Annotated in this window: 5 protein-coding genes; 3 read left to right on the top strand and 2 right to left on the bottom strand. The window is 65.2% G+C overall.

Annotated features, from left to right (window positions below; all coding sequences use genetic code 11):
• Window positions 1–35: 35 nt before the first annotated feature.
• Together HY699_23020 and HY699_23025 are read right to left on the bottom strand one after the other, a co-directional pair.
• A complete protein-coding gene (locus HY699_23020; GenBank protein ID MBI4518678.1) occupies window positions 36–245 on the bottom strand; it encodes a GIY-YIG nuclease family protein in 210 nt (69 codons plus the stop codon).
• A 100-nt stretch (window positions 246–345) separates the two neighbouring features.
• The gene (locus HY699_23025) at window positions 346–1,050 is read right to left on the bottom strand and encodes a hypothetical protein (GenBank protein ID MBI4518679.1); all 705 of its coding nucleotides are present in this window, start codon (window positions 1,048–1,050) and stop codon (window positions 346–348) included.
• 122 nt (window positions 1,051–1,172) lie between these two features.
• Here HY699_23025 and HY699_23030 point away from each other — a divergent pair, with 122 nt between their 5' ends.
• The 3 genes from HY699_23030 to HY699_23040 all read left to right on the top strand — a co-directional run.
• Window positions 1,173–1,742, top strand: coding sequence for a Uma2 family endonuclease (locus HY699_23030; protein ID MBI4518680.1), 570 nt, complete (start codon window positions 1,173–1,175; stop codon window positions 1,740–1,742).
• Window positions 1,743–1,778: 36 nt separating this feature from the next.
• Window positions 1,779–3,287: a DUF4445 domain-containing protein gene (locus HY699_23035; GenBank protein MBI4518681.1), complete on the top strand. Its 1,509-nt coding sequence runs from the start codon at window positions 1,779–1,781 to the stop codon at window positions 3,285–3,287.
• A gap of 377 nt (window positions 3,288–3,664) precedes the next feature.
• On the top strand, window positions 3,665–3,765 hold a 101-nt coding region (locus tag HY699_23040), incomplete at its 3' end, for a GIY-YIG nuclease family protein (GenBank protein MBI4518682.1).

Here is a 3,765-nt window from a genome sequence, read left to right on the forward strand (position 1 = left end):
GATCAGCTCGATCTTCCAGGCGCGGCGCCACTTCTTCAGGCTGCTTCTCCCGCACGATTGCGGTCTCTGCGCAGCCGTGCGCTTCGTAAGTAGACCAGCTTGTCAACGCCGTACTTGGCCGAAAAACCCTCCACTACCTTGCTCTTACGCTGCCACACCCGCGTTGCCAGCTGTGAGGTCACCCCAATGTACAGCGTGCCGTTCCGTTTGCTGGCCAGGATGTAAACGCAGAACTGCTTGTCCATAGCGCCAAACGCCAAACTGGATTCCGCTTTCGCGGGAATGACGGCCATAACACCGAACCACGTTACCCACAAATTTGTCGCGCACCCACGGGCGGGCCGATCAGGCGGGGTGGTGGCCGACAGCCGCCGCCCGGCGCAATGAACAGTGCCCTAGGTCACACATGCGGCAGGCCACTACTTCGGGTGCAACACACCCGCCGGGCACGAGTCCGATCACACTGAGCAGCGACTTCTCGGGGATCATCATCAGCGCCTGGTTGAGCTGTACCGGTGGGTGGGCGCTCTCAAGGCAGGCGAACAGAACCGGCAGGTCGCGCAAGTCCCAACCGGTATAGCCGGGTCCATACGGAACGGTGGTACCGCAACCGCGCGCGCCGGCGTGGCGGCAGATATGCGCGTGGCACTGCGCCAGCAACGCCCCGGTGGCGGCGGTGGCCGCGGCGTCGAGCGCCAGCGCTTCCGCGGTACAGTTGTCTGCCAGCAGGCGGCGGATTTCCACCGAGATCGCCGGCCCCAAGGTAACAAGGCAAACAGCCAGCTCGCGGGCGCGACGCAGCATGCTGGCCACTCGCCGGCTTCTCAGGATGCCGCACGAGTCGAGTCGCACCGAATCGCCATCGACTTGCTGTATGCCGACCTCACGATAGTCGGCCCAGGGATCGACCAGCGCCGGCACTCTGCGCATCTGTTTGCGGCAGAGATCGAGAACGGGCTGCGACACGCGCGTAATCTCCGGGTAACCCATGGCGCGGAACACTTCGTTTTCATCCAGCTCGACGCCGTAGTCTTTCAGCAGCTTCTGCATTGGCGGTCGTAACAAGCATAGCCTAACCAATTCCAAGCGGGCGAGCCAAGCACCGAATCCGGGGGCGCGGCTACCGGCGCCGTGCTTGGAGGGCGACTGGCGGCCGTGCTAGAAGCACGGCCATGGAGCCTGCACGGCGGCGCGCGACGTATGACGACGTGCTCAATGCCCCCGAGCAGGTAGTGGCGGAGATTATCGACGGCGAGCTATACACCAGCCCGCGGCCGGCATCACCGCACGCGGTGGCAGCATCGGGAATCGGCGCTGACCTGTTCGGTCCGTTTCACCGTTCGCTGGGAGATCCGGCGGGGCCGGGTGGGTGGTGGATCTTGCACGAGCCCGAGCTCCACCTCGGTTCCGAGGTGGTCGTTCCGGATCTGGCCGGCTGGCGCTGCGAGCGCATGCCGCGGCTAGCCAATGTTCCGTACTTCACCCAAGCGCCCGACTGGATCTGCGAGCTGGTGTCGCCCTCAACCGGCCGCTTGGACCGCGTGCGTAAGATGCGCATCTACGCGCGCGAGCCGGTGGCGCATGCCTGGCTGGTCGATCCGCTGCAGAAGACGCTCGATATCTACCGCCTCGAGGCCAGTCACTGGGTGGTGGCAAGCACGCACGGCGGCGACGAGCTGGTGCGCGCCGAGCCGTTTGCCGCCGTCGAGCTGCAGCTCGCACGCTGGTGGCTGGAACCCTGAAACCGTATTCCAGGGCCGAGGCACCGGAAGCACCGTTTGCGTACCCGCGTCAAGATTGCACTTCATCCGCTAGGTAAGACGATCGCGGTCGCGGCCGGCACCTCACTGCGCTCCGTCCTCCATCAATACGGCGTCGAGTTTCCCTGTGGTGGCCATGGACGCTGCGCGGCGTGCCGGGTCAAACTGATCGACGGTAGCCTTGCGGCCACCGCGGAGCAGGCCGAGATCCTGTCGGGGCAGGAACTCGCGCAAGGCTGGCGCCTCGCATGCCGGTGCACGGCACAGAGCGATCTCACCCTGGAAGTCGGGCAGTGGGAGGAGGTGATACTCGCGGATCACAGCACGTTCGATTTCACTCCGGCCGAGGGTCTGGGCATTGCCGTCGATCTGGGCACCACGACCATCGTGGCCCAGCTGCTTGACCGCGAGAGCGGGCACGTGCTCGGGGTCCGCACGGCGCTCAATCCCCAGAGCCTCTACGGCGCCGACGTCATGAACCGGATCCATGCGGTCTTGACCGACGCCAGAGGGGGAGAGCTGGCGCGGTCGGTCCGCCGCACCATCGGCCGGCTGTGCGCGCAGCTGCTGCGGCCAATCCCCGACCGGTCTCGTCTACGAACCGTCGTACTCGCCGGCAATACGGTCATGCACCACCTCTTCTGCGGGCTCGACGTCACGCCCTTGTCGCGCGCCCCGTTCGAGCCGCTGGAGACGGGCCTGCAGGTTTTCCGGCCTCGAGAACTACGATGGGCAATCGCCGGCGACATAACAGTGTGTTTTCTCCCATGCATCGGTGGTTTTGTCGGCAGCGACATCCTCTGCGGCCTGCTCGCCACCCAGATGCACCAACGCCAGTCGCCGATCATCCTGGTTGATCTCGGCACCAACGGCGAGATCGTGGTCGGCAACCGCCAGCGCATGCTGTGCGCCTCCACCGCCGCCGGTCCCGCCTTCGAAGGTGGGCGCATCGCCATGGGCATGCGCGCCACCACCGGTGCGATCAGCGAGGTCTGGAGCGAGCACGGCGGCTTGCGCTGCCGCGTCATCGGCGACGGCGCCGCCCGCGGGCTGTGCGGCAGCGGCGTGGTCGATGCCGTTGCCGCCGGCCTCGATCTCGGCCTCATCGAGCCGAGCGGGCGTTTGGCCGACCCGGCTCAGCCGCTGGTCTTGGCCGAGCCGGTATCACTGACGCAATCCGACATCCGCCAGTTGCAGCTGGCCAAAGCGGCCGTCGCCGCGGGCATCACGATCCTGCGCCGGCGATTCGGAGCGACGGCGAGTGGCTCGCTCCCCATCTACCTGGCCGGTGCCTTCGGCAATTACGTGAACAAGCGCAGCGCCCGCCGCATCGGCCTGATCCCGGCAGCCCAGGATCAAATCGAGCCCGCCGGCAACACCGCCCTGCTCGGCGCCAAGATGGCGATCTTCGGTGACCCGAAGAGGAATGAGTTCAGTGAGCTGCGATCACGCATCGAACACGTTCCACTCGCCCTCGACCCGTCCTTCCAGGAGATCTTCGTGAACGAGACCGTGTTCCCGGGGTAGAGCACTGCCGAGTAGGGCGCTCGGCAACATGCTGGATGGCGATACAGAAGACGTTCTCGCCTCCGGCCATCGAGGCCCGCGCTATCGCTTTGACCGGCGCACGAAAATCGAACCAAGAATGCGCCGTTGCGTTCTCTCGGATGTAACCTTCGCGGCTTCTGGCACCTGGGATTGGAGCCGGAGGTATCGTGCTCCCCGGTAGCGGTGCCGATTATAATGCGGCGCTCGTGCTTTCCACTAAGCGATACACCGTGTCTGCCGACCCCGTCGAACTAGCCAAGCGAAGCCAAGCGAGCGGCTGCGCGACAAATTAACGTGGTTCGGTGTTATGGCCGTCATTCCCGCGAAAGCGGGAATCCGGTTTGGCGTTTGGCGCTATGGACAAGCAGTTCTGCGTTTACATCCTGGCCAGCAAACGGAACGGCACGCTGTACATTGGGGTGACCTCACAGCTGGCAACGCGGGTGTGGCAGCATAA

It is taken from the genome of Deltaproteobacteria bacterium (assembly GCA_016210005.1).
Classification (GTDB): Bacteria; Desulfobacterota; Binatia; order HRBIN30; family JACQVA1; genus JACQVA1.

What these genes read in the sequence shown, in the direction of transcription:
- HY699_23020 (MBI4518678.1), bottom strand. Translation starts at nt 245, where the DNA reads ATGGACAAGCAGTTCTGCGTTTACATCCTGGCCAGCAAACGGAACGGC.
- HY699_23025 (MBI4518679.1), bottom strand. Translation starts at nt 1,050, where the DNA reads ATGCAGAAGCTGCTGAAAGACTACGGCGTCGAGCTGGATGAAAACGAA.
- HY699_23030 (MBI4518680.1), top strand. Translation starts at nt 1,173, where the DNA reads ATGGAGCCTGCACGGCGGCGCGCGACGTATGACGACGTGCTCAATGCC.